The 17,639-nt window shown below is 73.0% G+C and carries 16 protein-coding genes; 10 read left to right on the forward strand and 6 right to left on the reverse strand.

Features of this window, described 5'->3' with window-relative positions:
- The coding region (locus tag PV341_RS34230) for a sensor histidine kinase (RefSeq protein ID WP_500359891.1) at positions 1–1,432 on the reverse strand (1,432 nt) is incomplete at its 3' end.
- Between the two features lie 115 nt (positions 1,433–1,547).
- Between PV341_RS34230 and PV341_RS34235 the strand changes: the two genes are divergently transcribed.
- The 3 genes from PV341_RS34235 to PV341_RS34245 all read left to right on the forward strand — a co-directional run bounded on the left by PV341_RS34235 (position 1,548) and on the right by PV341_RS34245 (position 3,058).
- Positions 1,548–2,492 (forward strand): D-2-hydroxyacid dehydrogenase family protein, encoded by a 945-nt coding sequence (locus PV341_RS34235; RefSeq protein ID WP_500323087.1) that lies wholly within the window; start codon positions 1,548–1,550, stop codon positions 2,490–2,492.
- A 146-nt stretch (positions 2,493–2,638) separates the two neighbouring features.
- Positions 2,639–2,797 carry a hypothetical protein gene (locus PV341_RS34240; RefSeq protein ID WP_500323085.1) on the forward strand — a complete coding sequence of 53 codons (159 nt, stop codon included), beginning with the start codon at positions 2,639–2,641 and terminating at the stop codon, positions 2,795–2,797.
- 3 nt (positions 2,798–2,800) lie between these two features.
- The gene (locus tag PV341_RS34245) at positions 2,801–3,058 is read left to right on the forward strand and encodes a DUF4190 domain-containing protein (RefSeq protein WP_499515322.1); all 258 of its coding nucleotides are present in this window, start codon (positions 2,801–2,803) and stop codon (positions 3,056–3,058) included.
- A 43-nt stretch (positions 3,059–3,101) separates the two neighbouring features.
- Here the strand turns inward: PV341_RS34245 and PV341_RS34250 are convergent, their stop codons facing one another.
- The 5 genes from PV341_RS34250 to PV341_RS34270 form a co-directional block, all read right to left on the reverse strand.
- A complete protein-coding gene (locus tag PV341_RS34250; RefSeq protein WP_500359892.1) occupies positions 3,102–3,734 on the reverse strand; it encodes an MBL fold metallo-hydrolase in 633 nt (210 codons plus the stop codon).
- Positions 3,731–4,816: an S-(hydroxymethyl)mycothiol dehydrogenase gene (locus PV341_RS34255; RefSeq protein WP_500323083.1), complete on the reverse strand. Its 1,086-nt coding sequence runs from the start codon at positions 4,814–4,816 to the stop codon at positions 3,731–3,733. Before PV341_RS34255 ends, PV341_RS34250 begins: the two co-directional genes overlap by 4 nt.
- Before the next feature lie 203 nt (positions 4,817–5,019).
- A complete protein-coding gene (locus tag PV341_RS34260; protein WP_500323082.1) occupies positions 5,020–7,326 on the reverse strand; it encodes an ABC transporter permease in 2,307 nt (768 codons plus the stop codon).
- Positions 7,327–7,331: 5 nt separating this feature from the next.
- Positions 7,332–8,105, reverse strand: a complete 774-nt coding sequence (locus PV341_RS34265; protein WP_500323081.1) for an ABC transporter ATP-binding protein — start codon at positions 8,103–8,105, stop codon at positions 7,332–7,334.
- Positions 8,102–8,608, reverse strand: a complete 507-nt coding sequence (locus PV341_RS34270; protein WP_500323080.1) for a PadR family transcriptional regulator — start codon at positions 8,606–8,608, stop codon at positions 8,102–8,104. Before PV341_RS34270 ends, PV341_RS34265 begins: the two co-directional genes overlap by 4 nt.
- Positions 8,609–8,777: 169 nt before the next feature.
- Here PV341_RS34270 and PV341_RS34275 point away from each other — a divergent pair, with 169 nt between their 5' ends.
- The 7 genes from PV341_RS34275 (at position 8,778) to PV341_RS34305 (ending at position 17,552) form a co-directional block, all read left to right on the forward strand.
- A complete protein-coding gene (locus PV341_RS34275; protein WP_500359893.1) occupies positions 8,778–10,055 on the forward strand; it encodes an ABC transporter substrate-binding protein in 1,278 nt (425 codons plus the stop codon).
- A gap of 253 nt (positions 10,056–10,308) precedes the next feature.
- The gene (locus PV341_RS34280) at positions 10,309–11,994 is read left to right on the forward strand and encodes a glycoside hydrolase family 13 protein (RefSeq protein ID WP_500359894.1); all 1,686 of its coding nucleotides are present in this window, start codon (positions 10,309–10,311) and stop codon (positions 11,992–11,994) included.
- Between the two features lie 40 nt (positions 11,995–12,034).
- Positions 12,035–13,366: an ABC transporter substrate-binding protein gene (locus PV341_RS34285; protein ID WP_500359895.1), complete on the forward strand. Its 1,332-nt coding sequence runs from the start codon at positions 12,035–12,037 to the stop codon at positions 13,364–13,366.
- A 9-nt stretch (positions 13,367–13,375) separates the two neighbouring features.
- Positions 13,376–14,728: a carbohydrate ABC transporter permease gene (locus PV341_RS34290; protein ID WP_500359896.1), complete on the forward strand. Its 1,353-nt coding sequence runs from the start codon at positions 13,376–13,378 to the stop codon at positions 14,726–14,728.
- Positions 14,725–15,651, forward strand: a complete 927-nt coding sequence (locus tag PV341_RS34295) for a carbohydrate ABC transporter permease (protein ID WP_500323075.1) — start codon at positions 14,725–14,727, stop codon at positions 15,649–15,651. Before PV341_RS34290 ends, PV341_RS34295 begins: the two co-directional genes overlap by 4 nt.
- Before the next feature lie 175 nt (positions 15,652–15,826).
- On the forward strand, positions 15,827–17,098 hold the full coding sequence (locus tag PV341_RS34300) for an alpha-L-fucosidase (RefSeq protein ID WP_500359897.1): 1,272 nt from the start codon (positions 15,827–15,829) through the stop codon (positions 17,096–17,098).
- A 22-nt stretch (positions 17,099–17,120) separates the two neighbouring features.
- Positions 17,121–17,552, forward strand: coding sequence for a hypothetical protein (locus PV341_RS34305; RefSeq protein WP_500359898.1), 432 nt, complete (start codon positions 17,121–17,123; stop codon positions 17,550–17,552).
- Positions 17,553–17,639: the final 87 nt, after the last annotated feature.

The following is a 17,639-nucleotide window of genomic DNA, read 5'->3' on the forward strand; positions in this document are numbered from 1 at the left end:
CGGGCGGCATTGTGGGGTGGCACGCCCACTGGCGCGCCGTCGGTGGGCGGGGTGGCCTGTGTGGTGTAAGAGCAAGTGAGCAAGCGCAGAGACCCGGGGGTCGGATTAGGCGCTGCACGGGGCGCGCGGGATTTGCAACAGGGCTGTCGTACCGGCGGGCGGGGCGGGGGGTGCCGCCGCCGGCGCGGAAGAACCGCTCGAAGATCCGCTCGCGCAGTTCCTCGGGTATCCCGGGCCCGCCGTCGATGACGTCGACGATCTGCTCGTCGCCCTCGCGGCCGACCCGCACCTCGGCGGGGACGTCGTGGGCGGTGTGCGCGACCACGTTGGCCAGCAGGTTGGTGACCACCTGACGGAGCCGGTCGGGGTCACCGGTCACCATGTGGGGCCCGGGTTCCACGACGAGGGTCACCGGGCGGTCGGGGTCGACGACGCGGGCGTCGGCCACCGCGTCGGCGCAGAGTTCGGCCAGGTCCACGGGGCGGCACTCGAGGGGGCGGCCCTGGTCGAGGCGGGCCAGCAGCAGCAGCTCGTCCACGAGGGCGGACATCCTGCGGGTCTCGTTCTGCACCCGGCGCATGGCGTCGTCCAGACGGGCCGGGTCGTCGAGGGCACCGAAGCGCACCAGCTGCGCGTAGCCGCCGATCGCGGTGAGCGGGGTGCGCAGCTCGTGGCTGGCGGCGCCGACGAAGTCGCGCAGCTGCTCCTCGGCCTTGCGGCGGCGGTTGAACTCCTCGTCGACCCGGCCGAGCATCGCGTTGACGGCGTCGGCCAGCGCCTCCACCTCCGCCGTCGACACCGGGGCGGCGACCCGCTGCGAGAGTGCGCCCTCGGCGGCGAACCGGCGGGCGGTGGCGGTGATCTCCTTCAGCGGCGAGATGGTGCGGCGGCTGAAGTACAGGGCGCCGAGCACGACTCCGGCGACCAGCGGCACACCGGAGACGGCCTCGATGACCACGAGGTTGTGCACCGTGGCCGCGTCGTCCGCGGTGGACTCCGCGATCACCAGGTAGCCGCCGTCGGGGAGCTTCTCGACGACCGCCCGCATCGGGGCCGGGCCGACCGTGCCCGCCCGGCCGGCGGTCGCCATGCGGTCCAAGTCGGCGCTGGACAGCCGGATGACGGCCCGCTCCACCATCGCACCGGACTCGCGCTGGACAACCCTGCCGATGGCGTCGGTGAGCAGCACCACGGCCGTCGCCCCGGCGGGCTTGAGGTCAGAGCTGGTCTCCAGTTCGTCGAGCCGGTCCTGGCGTATGGAGGCCAGCTGCTGGTCCAGCCGGTTCCGCAGGCCGTCGGCGAGGGCGTGCGCGGCGTAGACGTCCGCGGCCGCGACGCCGACCGTGGTGATCGCCAGGAAGCCGAGCGCGAGGCGCCAGTACAGCGAGCGGGGCCACCAGCGCAGCCGGCGCCGCCTGCCGGGTGTCTCCACGTGCCCACCCCTCGTCCGGTTCCGGCGGCTGCCGGGATCCGGCCGCTTTCCGAGCAGATACTAGGACAGACCCCGGGGACACCCGTTCGACCGATCGAGCTGAGGAGACCGCACCATGCGCATCGCCGTCCTGGACGACTATCAGAAGGCGGCGCACCGGTTCGCCGACTGGGACGCGCTGGGAGCCGAGGTGGTCTTCCTCCACGACCACGTCTCCGGTACGGCCGAACTGGCCGAGGCGCTGGACGGCTTCGACGTGGTGGTCGCCATGCGCGAGCGCACCCCCTTCACCGAGGAGCGCTTCGCGGCGCTGCCGGCGCTGCGGCTGCTGGTGACCACCGGGATGGCGAACGCCTCCGTCGACCTGGACGCCGCCCGCCGGCACGGGGTGACGGTGTGCGGCACGGAGAGCGTCGCGCACGCCACGGCCGAGCTGACCTGGGGGCTCGTCCTGTCGCTGGTCCGGCACCTCCCCGAGGAGACGGCCGGGATGCGGCGCGGTGAGTGGCAGCACACGATCGGCGGCGACCTGCACGGCCGGACGCTGGGCGTGGTGGGGCTGGGCCGGCTGGGCGCGCGGGTCGCCTCCATCGGCACCGCCTTCGGGATGCGCGTCCTGGCGTGGAGCGCCAACCTCGACCCGGAGCACGCCGCCGCGTGCGGCGCGCGGGCGGTCGGCAAGCGTGAGCTGTTCTCGCAGTCCGACGTCGTCACCGTGCACTACAAGCTCAGCGCGCGCAGTACCGGGCTGGTCGGCGCCGAGGAGCTGGGCTGGATGAAGCCCACGGCGCTGCTGGTCAACACCTCGCGCGGTCCGCTCGTCGACACCCCGGCGCTGGTCGCCGCGCTGCGCGAGCACCGGATCGCCGGTGCGGCCCTGGACGTGTACGACACCGAGCCGCTGCCCGCCGGGGACGTCCTGCGGAGCCTGCCGGGCGCGCTGCTCACCCCGCACCTGGGCTACGTCACGGAGGCGACGTACGAGGTCTTCTACCAGCAGGCGGTCGAGGACATCGCGGCCTTCCGGGACGGCGCGCCGCTGCGCGTGCTCACCGCCTGAGCGGCGGGCGCGCTTTCCGGCCGAACCGGCGTCCCGGCACCCGCGGGGCGCCGGTCCGCGTTTTCCGGGGGCGGTGGTGGGCAGAAGCTCCGTGTACAACTGTTCACCGAATTTCCCGGAACGTCGGAGCACAGGGAAGGACCGGAATGCTGTTCCTGGTGGCCGCACTGGCCCTGTTCGGGCTGCTGCTCGGACCGGTCGCGCATCTGCCGCTGCACGTGACCCTCGTCGCCGCCGCCGGCATCGTCGGGTGGCTCGCGCTGTACGCGGCACGCCGGCGCGTCGCGCACCGAAGGGAGAGGTGAGCGATGCCCGGGACACCCGTGAGCACACGCCGCGCCCACGCGGACGGCGCGGCGGTGGCGTCGTTCGTCCTCGGACTGGTGGGCCTGCTGGTCTTCAGCGTGGTCCTCGGCCCCGCCGCCCTGGTGCTGGGCTCGATGGCACTGTTCCAGGGGACCGCCCGCCGCGGGCGGGCCGTGCTGGGGCTCGTACTGGGGGCGGCCGACCTGGTCGTGCTCGCGGTGGTGACCGCGAGCGACCACGCCTACGTGTGGTCGCTCTGACCGCGGTGGCCGCCGCACCCGTGGGTGCGGCGGCCATGGGGGCTCAGTGGCCGCGGGCGATCCACTCGTCCAGATGCGGGGCCTCGGCGCCAATGGTGGTGCTGTCGCCGTGGCCGGTGCGGACGACCGTCTCCGGCGGCAGGGTCAGCAGCCGCTCGCGGATGGAGTCGATGATGGTGGGAAAGTCCGAGAAGGACCGCCCCGTGGCGCCCGGGCCGCCCTGGAAGAGGGTGTCGCCGGTGAAGACCGTGCCGAGGGCCGGCGCGTACAGGCAGACGGCGCCCGGCGCGTGGCCCGGGGTGTGCAGCACCGTGAGCTCGATGCCGGCCACCGCGATGACCTGACCGTCCGTCAGCTCTTCGTCCGGGGAGCGCTCCGGGTGGGTCTGCTTCCACAGCGGCAGGTCGTCGCCGTGCAGCAGGATCTTCGCGCCGGTGCGGGCGGCGAGCGCGGGCGCGGCGTCGACGTGGTCGTTGTGGGCGTGGGTGCTCACGATCACGACCAGGCGGCGGCCGCCCAGCGCCGCGGCGATGGCGTCGGCGTCGTGGGCGGCGTCGACGACGATCGCCTCGGTGTCGTCGCCGACGATCCAGACGTTGTTGTCGACGTCCCAGGTGCCGCCGTCCAGCGAGAAGGTGCCCGAGGTGACGAGGTGGTCGATGCGGGCGGTCGTCACAGGACCACCACCGAGCGCAGCACGTCGCCGTGGTGCATCCGCTCGAAGGCCTTCTCCACCTCGTCCAGGGCGATGGTCTCGGTGACGAAGGTGTCCAGGTCCAGCCGGCCCTGCAGGTGGAGGTCGATGAGCATGGGGAAGTCGCGGGAGGGCAGGCAGTCGCCGTACCAGGAGGACTTCAGGGCCCCGCCGCGGCCGAAGACGTCCAGCAGCGGGAGTTCCAGCTTCATCTCGGGGGTGGGCACGCCGACCAGGACGACGGTGCCGGCCAGGTCGCGGGCGTAGAAGGCCTGCTTGTACGTCTCGGGGCGGCCGACCGCCTCGATGACGACGTCGGCGCCGAAGCCGCCGGTCAGCTCGCGGACCGCCTCGACGGGGTCGGTCTCCTTGGAGTTGACGGTGTGCGTGGCGCCCAGCTTCTTCGCCGTCTCCAGCTTCCGCGCGTCGATGTCGACCGCGATGATCTTCGCGGCACCGGCCAGCCGGGCGCCGGCGATCGCCGCGTCGCCCACGCCGCCGCAGCCGATGACGGCGACGGAGTCGCCGCGGCCCACGTTGCCGGTGTTGATGGCCGCGCCGATGCCCGCCATGACACCGCAGCCCAGCAGCCCGGCGACGGCCGGGGAGACGGCCGGGTCGACCTTGGTGCACTGCCCGGCGTGGACGAGGGTCTTCTCGGCGAAGGCCCCGATGCCGAGGGCCGGGGAGAGCTCGGTGCCGTCCAGCAGGGTCATCTTCTGCTTGGCGTTGTGGGTGTTGAAGCAGTACCAGGGGCGGCCGCGCAGACAGGCACGGCACTGGCCGCACACGGCACGCCAGTTGAGGACGACGAAGTCACCGGGAGCGACGTCGGTGACGCCCTCGCCGACCGACTCCACGATGCCCGCCGCCTCGTGGCCGAGCAGGAACGGGAAGTCGTCGTTGATCCCGCCCTCGCGGTAGTGCAGGTCGGTGTGGCAGACCCCGCAGGCCTGGATCCGTACCAGCGCCTCCCCGGGCCCCGGGTCGGGCACGACGATCGTTTCCAGGCTGACGGGGGAACCCTTCTCCCGGGCGACGACGGCACGGACCTGGTGAGCCATGGGGCACTCCTCGGCTGGTACGGAACCCTGAGACGGGCGTTTCTCATTACGGCACATTCTGCACGTGCCGCAACACAAGCATCGACGACGGCCGACAGAGCGGTCAAGGACCGCGCAGCCGGGCCGGCCGGCGCGCTTCATTCTTACCAAGGATCTTGCCCGGCGGCCCCGTTCGGCGGGGCACGGCGTCCGGTGTCTTCCCCTCACTGGGCGTTGAACAGCATCCGCGGATTGCGGTCCCCCGCCGCGCGGGAGGCGGGCAGCAGCGAGAGTGCCACCGCCGCCGCGACGCACACGCCGACGATCAGGGCCAGCACCGCTCCCGGCGGGGACTGGGCGATCCCCGCGCCGACGCCGCTGGAGCCGGCCTGCAGGTCGATCAGCCAGTCGGAGGCGAACACCCCCGCGGTGACCCCCGCCGCGGCGGCGGCCAGGACCACCAGGCCGACGCCGGTCACGACGGTCGCCACGGTCTGCTGGGGCGTCAGGCCCACGGCGCGGTAGGCGCGCATGTCGCGGGCGTGGTCGCGGATGCCGCTGCCGACGGCGGTGGACAGTTCGGCCAGGGCGATCAGCGCGAGGACGCTGACCAGTCCGATGATCACGCCGCGCACCGGGGAGAGTTCGGCGCCGGGGCCGGTGACCTCGCGCACTTCCAGGGCGCCGTGCGACGCGTCGGTGAGGGCGCCGCGCACCGCCGCGCGGTCGGCGCCGGGACGCAGCACCAGGCTGTAGTACGAGGGCCCGATGGAGGCGTCCTGGGCCCGCAGCACGTCGAGCGGGGCGGAGATCACCCGTCCGCCGTGCCCGGTCTCGATGCTGCGGCCGACGATGTGCAGGATGTGCGGCGTGCCGCCGACGGTGACCCGGACCCACTGGCCGACCTCGATGTGCAGCGCGTCGAGCAGGCCCTGCCCGGCGAGTGCCTCGTCCGGTCCTGCGGGGCGCCGGCCCTCCGCGACGGCGAAGGGGTACGGGTCGGCGGTGGTGCCGATCCCCCGCAGGGTGACGGACTGCGACTGGCCGGGGGCGAGCGCGGGGAGGTCGACGCCCGGGTGCGCCGCGGTGATCTCCGGTCGTGCGGCGAGCAGCTGCCGGACGGCTCCGTCGGTGAGGCCGTTGGGGCGGGCGGTGAGCGCGCCGGCCTGGCCGAGCAGTTCGGGGTGGTGCTCGAAGCGGTCGAGGGTGGCCCAGGTCCCCAGCGCCACGGTGATCATCAGGACCGGCAGGGCGAGCCGGGCCACGGCGGCCGCCGAGCGCGCGGGCCGGTGCAGTACGCCGCGGCAGCCGAGCACCAGGGCGGGCGGGGTCCCCAGGCGCAGCGCGGCCCGGGCCGCGCCGGACATCCTGCGGCGTCCCGGAACGGCCCCCCGCGCGGCGGGGATCGGCGGCACTCGGCCGGCCCGCCAGGCGGCGAGCACCGTGGCCAGGGCGATGACCAGCACGGTCGCCGCGGCCGTACCGGGGAGCGCCCAGGTGTGCTGCGGCAGTCCCTGCCACAGCCCCATGGCGTCCCCCATCGGCCCGGGGATGCCCGGCGCGAGCGTCTCCGCGGCGACCGATCCGAGCACCACACCGGCGGTGGCGAGCACCGCGTGCTGCACGAGGAACATCCGGACCACCTGGGCCGGGGTGAAGCCGACCGCCTTCAGGACGGAGATGTCACGGACGTACGCCAGGACGCGGGTGGCGATGCCCCCGGTCACCGCGATCGCGGCGGCCAGCAGCGCGGCCAGCCCGAACAGGCCGAGCAGCAGCCCGAGAAGGTGGTTGTCGCCCTCGGCGTCGGCGCGGGCCTCCCGCCAGGTGGCGACGCTCGTGACGCGGTCCGGTCCGACGGCGGAGACGGCCCGCTGGATGACGAAGGCGGTGTCCGCCGGGTCCTTCAGCCGCAGCCCCACGGTCTGCCCCGCCCGCGCCTGGCCGGTGGCGAGGCCGCTCACCAGCGTGGGCGACGCCCACGCGACACCGGGGTTGTCTCCCGGGGAGTAGAGCGGCTCGGCGGTCCCGGCGACGCCGACCACGCGGACGGTGCTCCGCCGTCCGTCACGGGTCACGCTGATCTCGTCGCCCGGCTCGGCCCACAGCGCCGACGCCACCGACCGTTCCAGCACGACGCCGTCGCCGTCGTCGCCGTCCAGCCAGCTCCCGCGGTCCATGAGCGGCCGGCCCACCGACGGCGGGCTCGTGCCCGCGGCCCGCAGGTCGAGGGCGGCCTTCTCCCGGCCGTGCTGCGCGGTGACGGTGAGGGTGCGGAAGGGTCCGGAGACCGCGGTGACCCCGTCGATCCGCGACAGGGCGCCGGTGTCGGCGCGGCCGTCCGTGCGCAGCCAGACGTGGGCGCCCTCGGTGGCGGTGAACATCCGCTGCCAGGGGTTGGCCGCGTACACCAGCAGCGCGACGGAGAGCAGCAGCGCCACGGTGATGCCCGCGGTGGCCAGGACGATGGACAGGGCCTGGCCGCGGTGGGTGCGCAGATCGGCGAGGGCCCAGCGGGCGGTGGCGCGCACGGCGGTCAGCCCTGCAGCTTCACGACGTCGGCGGCGGCACGGGAGGGACGCGAGGCGTACGGCGGGACGTCGAGGGTGATGTCGTCGACCACTTCGCCGTCGAAGAGGCTGATCACCCGGTCCGCGGCACTGGCCACCTTGGCGTCGTGCGTGACGAGCAGGATGGTCTGGCCACGTTCGTGGCAGCGGGTCAGCAGCCGCAGCACCTCCCGGGTGCCCTTGCTGTCGAGGCTGCCGGTGGGCTCGTCGGCCAGCAGCAGGGCCGGGCGGTTGACCAGGGCCCGGGCGAGGGCGACCCGTTGCTGCTCACCGCCGGACAGGTCGGCGGGGGTGCTGTCCTCCTTGCCCGTCAGGCCGAGGTCGGCCAGCAACTCCTGCCGCGCGGCGCGCACCTGGCGGGGCGAGCGGCCGGCGAGCAGGGCGGGCAGTTCGATGTTGTCCGCGACGGTGAGGGTGGAGACGAGGTTGAAGAACTGGAAGACGATGCCGACGCCGCGCCGGCGCAGTACCGCCCAGCGTGCCTCGCTGAGCTGGTCGACCCGCTGCCCGTCCAGCCATATCCGCCCCCGGTCGGGGCGTTCCAGGCCGCCGAGCAGATGCAGCAGGGTGGACTTGCCGGCGCCGGAGGGGCCGGTGACGGCGACGAACTCGCCCGGCCGCACCTCCAGGTCGACCCCGCGCACGGCCCTGACCTCGCCGCCGTCCACACGGTGCGTCTTGACCAGGCCCTCGACCCGGAGCATGTGCGGCGCCGCGGGGGGCGGCTCGGCCCTTCTCATTCCAGCTCCTCCTGGCAGCGCTCCAGCCAGTCGAGGTCCGCCTGCAGATGCAGCGTCGCGCCCTCGATCAGCAGCTGCGCGATGGTGTTGTCCCGGTCCTCCCCCGCGGCGAGCCGGGACATGGCCCGCATGAGGTTGAGGTAGTGGCGGCGCTGCTTGTTGATCAGGGAGACCTGGTCGGCCAGGCCGGTGGCCGGGGCGAGGGCGAGCTTCATGAAGAACTCGTCGCGCACCCGCGGCTCGCTGGACGGCTCGTCGAACCAGGCGGCGACCGCCTCCTGCCCGGCGTCGGTGAGTTCGTAGATCCGCTTGTTGGGCCGACCGGACTGGGTGACGTCCTCGCCCCGGATCAGTCCCGACTTCTCCAGGCGCGCCAGCGTCACGTAGATCTGGCCGATGTTCGGCTGAGGATAGGCCGCACCGAAAAGCTTCTCAAGTGCCGTTTTGAGCTCGTAACCATGGGCGGGCCCCTTGGCGAGGAGTGCCATGAGCGGAAGGCGCACGCTCGACCTGCCTCCTCCCCGGCTACCTGCTTGTTAGGGGCCGCTCACCAGCCCGATCATCGGTGAGCAGGCCATCCTGCCGCAATGGCTAGTATCGCGCATGTCCAACAGGTATACATGTCTCTTCGGACGACGACGCCGTCGCCGGAAGCGGGACCTGGAGGATCGTATGCGCTGGGCGCGGGCCGCGGGCAGGACCCTGCTCGCCGCTGCCCTGCTGCTGACGGGATACGCCTCCGAGGGCGCCCGCGCCGCCGACGGACCGCCCGGCACGACGGGCCGGGGCCCGGTGACCCTCGCGACCGGTCGCGATCTGACCGGCTACCTCCAGCACGTGCTGGACGGCTGGAACCGTGGCCACCCCCTGGAGAAGGCGACCCTCGTCGAACTGCCCGAGGCGGCCGACGAGGTGCGCGCGCAGATGGCAGACAGCCTGCGCTCCGGCAGCGACCGCTTCGACGTGCTCAACATCGACGTGGCGTGGACCTCCGAGTTCGCGGGCGCCGGATGGATCGCGCCGGTCGACCCGCGCGGCCTGCCGCTGGACCGGCTGCTGCCCTCGGTGGTGGACACCGCCACCTTCCGCGAGCGGCTGTACGCGGTCCCGTACGTCACCAACGCCGGGCTGCTCTACTACCGCAAGGACATCCTCGACCGGGAGCACCTGGATCCGCCGCGCACCTGGGCGGAGTTGGAGCGGCAGGCGCGCACGCTCGCCCCGAAGTACGGGATCGGCGGCTACGCCGGGCAGTTCCTGCCGTACGAGGGCCTGACCGTCAACGTCACGGAGGCGGTGCAGTCGGCCGGGGGCGGCATCCTCGGCGGCGACGGCAGCCGGGTCACCGTGGACTCCGCCGCGGCCCGCGAGGGGCTGGGCTTCCTGGTGCGCGGGGTGCGCGAGGGCTGGATCCCAGGCGAGGCACTGCGGTTCAAGGAGGAGGAGTCCCGGCAGGCCTTCGAGGACGGCCGGCTGCTCTTCCTGCGCAACTGGCCGTACGTGTACGACCTCGCCTCCGCGCCCGGCTCCAAGGTCGCGGGGCGCTTCGGCGCGGTGCCGCTGCCCGGGCCGGACGGGCCGGGCGCCAGTGTGCTGGGCGGGTCCAACCTCGCGGTCAACGCGCACTCGCGGCATCCGCGGACGGCCGCCGACCTCATGGCGTACATGACGGGTGAGTCCGTGCAGCGCCAGGTCCTGACGGAAGGCTCGCTGCCGCCGGTGTGGGCCGATCTGTACCAGGACCCCGGGCTGGTGCGCCGGTATCCCTACCTGCCGGTGCTGGAGCAGAGCGTACGGACGGCCAAGCCGCGCCCGAAGAGCGCCCGCTACGAGCAGGTGAGCCTGGCGGTGGCGGCGGTGAGCCGGGACGCACTGGCGCTGCACACCACGCCGGAGCAGGCCGTCGCACGGCTGGACCGCGAGCTGCGGGAGATCGTGCGGGACCGCTGATCCCGCGGCGCCTTCGATGGATGTCACCACCCACCTCATACATACTTGTTAAGTAACTGCGGGGCCTCCGCGACACCCTCTCGGTCCTCGACTGCGGATCTTACCCACGCAAATCACCCCAGTAAGCGCCGTCTATCGGCAGCTCCGTTGACACCTTCCTGACACTGCTACTTAACATGCATGCATAACGAGCCACCCCGCGCGGCGTGCAGTGTCGTGTCCGTCCGCGCGCCCGCAGTCAGGATGGTGACGGGTGTTCACAGCCCCTCTGGAGGACGGTTCCTCCACCGCCGCCGCCCCCTCCCCGGCACTCACCGCCGTACGCCCCTGGTGGCGCGACGCGGTGGTCTACCAGGTCTACGTGCGCAGTTTCCTGGACAGCACCGGTGACGGTGTCGGGGACCTGGCCGGCGTCCGAGCCGGTCTGCCCTACCTGCGCAAGCTGGGCGTCGACGGGATCTGGCTGAGCCCCTTCTACCCCTCGCCGCAGCACGACCACGGCTACGACGTGGCCGACTACACGGGCGTCGACCCGCTCTACGGCGACCTCGCCGAGTTCGACCGCCTCGTGGCCGACGCGCACCGGCTGGGTCTGCGCACCGTCGTCGACGTCGTCCCCAACCACTGCTCCTCCGCCCACCCGTGGTTCCGCCAGGCACTGACGGAGGGACCGGGCGGCCCCGCCCGGTCGCTGTTCCACTTCGCCGACGGACGCGGCGAGCACGGCGAACTGCCGCCCAACAACTGGCGGGCGATGTTCGGCGGTCCCGCCTGGTCCCGGGTGACCGAGCCGGACGGCCGGCCCGGCCAGTGGTACCTGCACCTGTTCACCCCGGAGCAGCCCGACCTCAACTGGCGTGACCCGCGCGTCGGGGAGCACTTCGAGCACGTGCTGCGCTTCTGGCTGGACCGGGGGGTCGACGGCTTCCGCATCGACGTGGCGGCGGGCCTGTTCAAGCACCCCTCGCTCCCCGACTCCCCCGACCCCGCGGCGGACGAGCGGTCCCGCGACTCCGTCAACCCGCTGGCCTGGAACCGTCCCGAGGTGCACGGGGTCTGGCGGCGGTGGCGCGCGATCTGCGAGGAGTACAGCGCCCGCGACGGACGCGAACGCCTGCTGGTCGGCGAGGTCTCCGTCCCCACCCCGGCCGAACAGGCCCGCTACGTCCGCCCCGACGAACTCCATCAGGCCTTCTTCTTCCACCTGCTGAGCGCCCCCTGGAACGCGCAGGCGTTCCGCACGGCCATCGCCGAGGCGCTGCGCGACATCGCCGGGACCGGGTCCACCGTCACCTGGGTGCTCAACAACCACGACCAGGTCAGGACCGTCACCCGGTACGCGGGCGGCCCCACCGGGCACTTCGGCGCCGCCCGGGCGCGCGCCGCCGCGCTGCTGATGCTGGCGCTGCCGGGTGCCGCGTACGTCTACCAGGGCGAGGAACTGGGGCTGCCCGAGGTCGTCGACCTGCCGGACGAGGTCCTCACCGACCCGATCTTCCGCCGCACCGGCAGCCGCCGCTTCGTCCGGGACGGCTGCCGGGTGCCGCTGCCCTGGTCGGGCCACGCCTCGCCGTTCGGCTTCACCGCCGAGGGCAGCGCGGCCCGGCCGTGGCTGCCGCAGCCCGACTGGTTCGCCGAGCACAGCGCCGACCGCGCGCTGCTGGACACCGGTTCCTTCTGGCACCTGTACCGGGAGGCGCTCGGCCTGCGGGCCCGGCTGCCCCAGCTCGGCGAGGGGACGCTGCGCTGGCTGGAGGCACCGCCCGGCGTGCTCGCCTTCGTCCGCGGCGAGGGCCTGGTCTGCGCCGTGAACTTCGGCGACGAGCCGGTCCCCGCCCCCGTACCGGGACAGCCGCTGCTGTCCAGCGCCCCCTGCCCGCCGGGGGTCCTCCCCGCCAACGCCGCCGCCTGGTGGGTCCACGACCCGGCGCGCACCTGACCGTTCCGCACCACTCCACCGAAGAAGGGACACCACCCCGATGAAGCGCACCCTCGTCGCGGCCACCGCCATATGCGGTCTGGCCCTCGCGACCACCGCCTGCGGCGGTGACACCAAGGCCTCCTCCGACTCCGGCCCGGCGGCCGGCGCCCAGAAGCTCAAGGGCCAGACCGTCACCGTCGCGGCCGTCTGGACCGGCGTCGAGCAGCAGAACTTCCAGAAGGTCCTGGACGGCTTCACCGCGAAGACCGGGGCGAAGGTGGCGTACGTCTCCACCGGCGACAACTTCGCGACCGTCCTGGGCAGCAAGGTCGAGGGCGGTGACTCGCCCGACGTCGCGATGGTGCCGCAGCCCGGCGTGCTCAAGGAGTTCGCGGGCAAGGGCTGGCTCCAGCCGCTGTCGCCGGAGGTGAAGGGCGCCGCGGAGAAGAACTACGCCAAGATCTGGCAGACGTTCGGCACGGTCGACGGCACCTACTACGGCCTGTACTTCAAGACCTCCGACAAGTCGACGGTCTGGTACAGCCCGCAGGCGCTGGAGACGGCCGGCGTGCAGCCGCCCAAGACCTTCGCGGAGATGCTGGACGCCGCCCGCGCCGTCTCCGACTCGGGCCTGCCCGCCTTCGCCGTCGGCGGCTCGGACGGCTGGACGCTCACCGACTGGTTCGAGAACGTCTACCTCTCCCAGGCCGGCCCGGAGAACTACGACAAGCTGACCCGGCACGAGATCCCGTGGAGCGACCCCACCGTCGTCAAGGCGCTCACCACCTTGTCCCAGCTGTTCGGCGAGGACGACCTGCTCGCGGGCGGCCGCAAGGGCGCCCTGGCCACCAGCTTCCCGGACTCCGTCGCGCACGTCTTCGGCAAGAGCCCCAAGGCCGGCCTGGTCTACGAGGGCGACTTCGTCGGCGGTGTCATCTCGGGTGACCTGGGCGGCAAGGTCGGCGAGGACGCCAAGTTCTTCCCCTTCCCCTCGGTCGACGGCGGCCCGGCACCGGTGGTCGGCGGCGGCGAGGCCGCCGTGGCGCTGAAGTCCGGCAAGAACGCCAAGGCCGCCATGGAGCTGATCGCCTACCTGGCCACCCCCGAGGCCGCGCAGATCTGGGCCAAGGCGGGCGGCTTCCTCTCCCCCAACACCAAGCTGGACCCCGCCTCCTACGCGGACGACACCCTGCGCACGGCCGCCAAGTCCCTGGTCGACGCCGGTGACACGGTGCGCTTCGACATGTCCGACCAGACCCCGCCCGCCTTCGGCGGCACGCCCGGCAAGGGCGAGTGGAAGATCCTGCAGGACTTCCTGCGCGACCCGTCGGACCCGAAGGCCACCGCGGCGAAGCTCGAGGCCGCGGCCGCCAAGGCGTACAAGGGCTGAGGCCGGATCATGTCCGCCCTCACCCCCAAGGTGCCGCCCGCCCCGGCGGGCGGCACCGCCCCGGCCTCCGTCCGGCGGCGTTCACGCCGGGCCCGCATCACGGCGATCGTCTTCGCGCTCCCGGCGCTCGCCCTGCTCGGCGCCCTCGTCGGCTACCCCATCCTCTTCTCGGTGGGCCGCAGCCTGTTCGACGCGAGCGGCGACCGCTTCGTGGGACTCGCCAACTACCAGGAGATGTTCAGCGACCCGGCCACCCTCAAGGCCGTCCGCAACACCGCGATCTGGGTCGTGGCCGCGCCGGCGCTGCTCACCGGCGTCGGCCTGGTCCTGGCCGTGCTCACCGAGAAGATCCGCTGGGCCACCGCCTTCAAGCTGCTGATCTTCATGCCGATGGCGGTCTCCTTCCTCGCCGCGGGCATCACCTTCCGCCTGGTGTACGACCAGGACCCGCAGCGCGGCGTCATGAACGCGGTCGCCGTCGCCGTCCACGACACCTTCAACGACTCCTCCGCCTACCCCGGCGCCCGGCCCCGCGGCACGGACGTGCTGAAGGAGTCGGGCGACGGCGGTTACCAGGCGGTCGCGCGGGTGGAGCCGGGCAAGGACGTCACGCTGGGCCTGGTCGGCCTGCCGCCCGCGTCCCTGCCGAAGCAGGCCCGCCCGGCCACGCCCGCGCAGGTCTCCGACGACGCCGTCACCGGCGTGGTCTACCTGGACTTCGTCCCGGGCGGCGGGGGCACGCCCGGCGCCGTGGACCCCCGGGAGCGCGGCCTGCCGCACATGACGGTGGAACTGACCAAGGGTGATGCCGTGGTCGCCACCACGACCACCGGTGACGACGGTTCCTTCCGCTTCGCAGGAGCCGGGGACGGCCCGTACGGCGTCCGGCTGCCCGGGAAGAACTTCGCGGAACCGTACGCGGGCATCGACTGGCTCGGCCCGACACTGATCACCCCGGCGATCATCGGCGCCTATCTGTGGATCTGGACCGGCTTCTCCATGGTGCTGATCGGCGCCGGGCTGTCCGCGCTGCCGCGCGAGACGCTGGAGGCCGCCCGGATGGACGGCGCGGGCGAGTGGCAGATCTTCCGCAGGATCACGGTGCCGCTGCTCGCGCCGGTGCTGGGCGTGGTCTTCGTGACACTGGTGATCAACGTGATGAAGGTCTTCGACCTCGTGTACATCATCGCGCCGGGCCCGGTGCTGGAGGACGCCAACGTCCTGGCGCTGCAGATGTGGCTGGTCTCCTTCGGCGGCGGCAACAACCAGGGCCTGGGCAGCGCGATCGGCGTCGTCCTGCTGCTGCTGGTGCTGCCGGCCATGGCCCTCAACATCCGACGCTTCCGCAGGAGCAACCGATGACCGTGCAGACCGCCGCTCCGCACCCCGCTCCGCCCACCCCGCCCGGCGGGACGTCCGGCCGGACCCCCGGGCGTCCCTCCGTGGCGGGCCGGCTGGTCTCGGTGCTGCGCGGGGGGCTCGTCCAGGTCCTGCTGACGGTCGTGGCGCTGATCTGGCTCACCCCGACGGCCGGGCTGTTCGTCTCCTCGCTGCGCAACTCCGACGACAACGCCGGTTCCGGCTGGTGGACCACCCTGCTCCACCCCGGCTCGCTGAGCTTCGACAACTACTCCGCGATCCTCGGCGACAGCGGGATCACCCAGGCGCTCTGGAACACCGTGCTGATCTCGGTGCCCGCCACGGCCGCCGTGGTGGTCCTCGCCGCGCTGGCCGGATACGCCTTCGCCTGGCTGGAGTTCCCGGGGCGCGACTGGGTCTTCCTGGTGGTCGTCGGCATGCTCGTGGTACCCGTGCAGATCGGGCTGCTGCCGGTCGCCAGGCTGTTCCGGGAGGTCGGGCTGTTCGGCACGACCGCGGGCGTGGTCCTCTTCCACGTGGCGTACGGACTGCCGTTCGCGATCTTCCTGCTCCGCAACTACTTCGCGGAGATCCCGCGCGAGATGCTGGAGGCCGCCCGCATGGACGGCGGGACGGAGTGGACGATCTTCCGGAAGCTGGTGCTGCCGGTGGGCCGTCCGGCGATCGCGAGCCTGGCCGTCTTCCAGTTCCTGTGGGTCTGGAACGACATGCTGGTCGCGCTGATCTTCGCCGGCAGCGACGCGCAGCCTCTCACGGTCGCCCTGCAGTCGCAGATGCGGCAGTTCGGCTCCAACATCGACGTGCTGGCGCCGGGGGCCTTCCTGTCGCTGATCGTGCCGCTGGCGGTCTTCTTCGCCTTCCAGCGCCACTTCGTGGAGGGGGTCATGGCGGGATCGGTGAAGTAGGTGAAGCAGGTGAAGTAGCCGCCGGGCCGCCGCGGGAGCGGGTGCCGCGATACGTCGGAGGTCTTTCTTGTCAGTCGCCCTGATCCCCCTTAGGGTCGGGGCGGAGGACAGGACTCCTCCGACGTATCACCGCACCCGCGGTCGTCTTCTCCCCTCCCGCGAGGACTCGTCAGCCATGCCCCTGCAGCCGTGGTTCGCCGACGCCAAGCTCGGCATCTTCATCCACTACGGGATCTACGCGGTCGACGGCGTGCCCGAGTCCTGGGCCTTCTACAACGGCGAGGTCCCCCACGAGCGGTACATGCGCCAGCTCGACGGGTTCACCGCGGCGCGGTACGAGCCGCGCGCCTGGGCCGGGCTCTTCGCCCGCGCGGGCGCCCGCTACGCGGTGCTGACCGCCCGGCACCACGACGGGGTCGCCCTGTGGGACACCGCGCAGGGCGACCTGTCGGTCGTCCGGCGCACCCCGGCCGGGCGCGACCTGATCGCCCCGTACGCGCAGGCGCTGCGCGAACACGGCCTGAAGGTCGGGCTCTACTACTCCCACTCGGACTGGAACCACCCGGACTACCCCAGCGTCGTCCACCCCGCCCCGCCCACCGACGACGTGGTGACCAGCCCCTTCGTCCCCCCGGCGGACGGCAAGGAGGACCCGGCCGCCTGGGAGCGCTACCTCGCCTACCGCAACGCCCAGGTCGGCGAGCTGGTCGACCGCTTCCGGCCCGACCTGCTGTGGTTCGACGGCGAGTGGGAGCGCAGCGAGGAGCAGTGGGGCCTGGACGCCCTGGCCGCGCGGATCCTCGCCGGGAACCCGGAGACGGTCCTGAACGCGCGCATGCTGAGCCACGGCGACTACGCCACACCCGAACAGGGCATCCCCGTCGAACCGCCGGCCGGGCCGTGGGAGCTGTGCCTGACCGTCAACGACTCCTGGGGCTTCCAGCACGCCGACCACCGCCACAAGTCGGTGCGCCAGCTGGTCCGCTACTTCACCGAGACGATCGGCGCCGGCGGCAACCTGCTGCTGGACGTCGGCCCCCGTGAGGACGGCACCATCACCCCGGAGCAGACGACCCGCCTGGAGGGCCTCGGCGACTGGATCCGCGGCCACGCCGACGCCGTGTACGGCACCGTCGCCGGCCTGCCGGCCGGGCACCACTACGGCCCCAGCACCCTGTCCGCCGACCGCCGCACCCTGTACCTGGTGTGCTTCGACGCCCCGCGCGAGACGGTCGCGCTGCGCGGCCTGCGCAACCGCGTCCGCCGTGTGTCGGTGGTGGGCACGGGCGCCGGGCTGGGCCACCACGTGACCGGCGGGCTCCACGACGTGCCCGGCGTCACCTGGATCGACGCGCCCTCCCCCGACGCCCTGGACCCGTACGCCACCGTCCTCGCCCTCGAACTCGACGGCGAACTGGACCTCTACCGCGGCACCGGTCGCGCCTAGCTCCGTGCCGCCCTCCCGTGAGGTGCCTTCCCGTCCCGGCTTCCGGAACCCTCCCGCGCTGCCCCACGAGGTGGTGGCCGAGACCCTGGAACGGGCCCTGCGCGACCGCGCGCACGAGGCCGAGGCGGCGAGCGTCCTGATCGGGAGCGCGCTGAACGACGACGACCGGCGGTTCGTCGAGCACTGGTGCGTCGAGGTCGGGACGCGGGCCCTGCCGGGAAGTCCCCTTCTCGGCCTGGCCGGTCTGTGCCTGGGGCACACCGCCAGACGGTTCGGACGCCTCGGCGACGCGGCCCTCGCGCTGACGGAGTCGCCGGCGGCGCGCGGAGGCGGATCCGTCGGACGTGGACGCCCGGGCCCTCGACGGCCGCGCCGACGTCAGGAACTTCCTGCGCCTTCGGTGATCGGGCCGCACCGGGACGTCCGGCGCGGGGCCCGGTTCCTAGTGTCCTGAGTCGTTGTTTCGCTGCGTAAGTCGGTGGTGGTTCGTCATGATGGGCGGATGGCGAGGACGGGACGGCCGAAGGCCGAGTTGGTGCTG

The sequence above is a fragment of the Streptomyces sp. PA03-1a genome, from assembly GCF_033792805.1.
Classification (GTDB): domain Bacteria; phylum Actinomycetota; class Actinomycetes; order Streptomycetales; family Streptomycetaceae; genus Actinacidiphila.

Excerpts from the sequence above, each read along its gene's own strand:
- PV341_RS34295 (WP_500323075.1), top strand. The coding sequence starts at position 14,725 with ATGACCGTGCAGACCGCCGCTCCGCACCCCGCTCCGCCCACCCCGCCC.
- PV341_RS34265 (WP_500323081.1), bottom strand. The coding sequence starts at position 8,105 with ATGAGAAGGGCCGAGCCGCCCCCCGCGGCGCCGCACATGCTCCGGGTC.
- PV341_RS34275 (WP_500359893.1), top strand. The coding sequence starts at position 8,778 with ATGCGCTGGGCGCGGGCCGCGGGCAGGACCCTGCTCGCCGCTGCCCTG.
- PV341_RS34255 (WP_500323083.1), bottom strand. The coding sequence starts at position 4,816 with ATGGCTCACCAGGTCCGTGCCGTCGTCGCCCGGGAGAAGGGTTCCCCC.
- PV341_RS34290 (WP_500359896.1), top strand. The coding sequence starts at position 13,376 with ATGTCCGCCCTCACCCCCAAGGTGCCGCCCGCCCCGGCGGGCGGCACC.
- PV341_RS34240 (WP_500323085.1), top strand. The coding sequence starts at position 2,639 with ATGCTGTTCCTGGTGGCCGCACTGGCCCTGTTCGGGCTGCTGCTCGGA.
- PV341_RS34235 (WP_500323087.1), top strand. The coding sequence starts at position 1,548 with ATGCGCATCGCCGTCCTGGACGACTATCAGAAGGCGGCGCACCGGTTC.
- PV341_RS34285 (WP_500359895.1), top strand. The coding sequence starts at position 12,035 with ATGAAGCGCACCCTCGTCGCGGCCACCGCCATATGCGGTCTGGCCCTC.
- PV341_RS34300 (WP_500359897.1), top strand. The coding sequence starts at position 15,827 with ATGCCCCTGCAGCCGTGGTTCGCCGACGCCAAGCTCGGCATCTTCATC.
- PV341_RS34245 (WP_499515322.1), top strand. The coding sequence starts at position 2,801 with ATGCCCGGGACACCCGTGAGCACACGCCGCGCCCACGCGGACGGCGCG.